Annotated in this window: 1 protein-coding gene; it reads left to right on the top strand. The window is 39.8% G+C overall.

Features of this window, described 5'->3' with window-relative positions:
- A partial coding sequence (locus ADA42_RS05465; protein WP_048763993.1) for a formylglycine-generating enzyme family protein occupies positions 1-756 on the top strand: 756 nt, incomplete at its 5' end.
- Positions 757-792: the final 36 nt, after the last annotated feature.

The raw sequence follows: 792 nt of genomic DNA, 5'->3' as shown, positions 1-792 counted from the left end.
TTACCCATCACTGGCCTTTATGCAGCGATGCCTCTACATAAAGTTACGCTAGATAGTTTTAGTTTAAATGCGTATAAAACTACATTTGATGACTTTGATATTTACACTGAGGCGACTGGACAGCAAAAAATCAGTACTCAAAAAGTATCAAAATTTTTCCGTCAAGAAAATTCTCCGGCAGGCGTGAGTTGGCAACAAGCACACGATTATTGCCAATGGCTAGGTCAACAAGTGGGGATACCAATGACACTGCCGACCGAAGCACAATGGGAATATGCTGCCAGAAATCGTGGACAATATGTCATCTATCCAACGGATAATGGTGAGTATGAACCGGGAAGAAATGTATGGAGTGATGAACAACGACAAAAAGTTAAAAAAACTGTTGGTGTGGATATGCCTATTCCTATTTTAGGAAGATTCCCACCTACTCCTTTAGGCTTTTATGATATGGCAACCGATGGGAATGAATGGGTGTCGGATTGGTTTGACCCTCAGTATTATAAGCATTCACCAGAGAAAAACCCTCAAGGTCCAGCGACAGGAACACTCAAATCGGTTCGAAGTACTTATCAGGAGGCTGGTGTTATAGATCTAAAAATTGGCGGTAGTGTAACGACAATTTATCGTAGTGGTGAAAATCCTGAACCCAAAGTTGATGAATCAGATAAAGATTATCTCAACCCAAATGACATGACAGCGGTCAGATGCGCATCGAACTCATCAAAACCGTTTATCTCAAATAAAGAAAGTTAAATGACATGTTATAAGCGATTAAATTTATTCATTGAT

The sequence above is a fragment of the Acinetobacter sp. 243_ASPC genome, from assembly GCF_001054715.1.
In the GTDB taxonomy this organism is placed as follows: domain Bacteria; phylum Pseudomonadota; class Gammaproteobacteria; order Pseudomonadales; family Moraxellaceae; genus Acinetobacter; species Acinetobacter soli.
The sequence above is the reverse complement of the archived record's forward strand: the minus strand, read 5'-3'. Positions and strand labels throughout refer to the sequence as shown.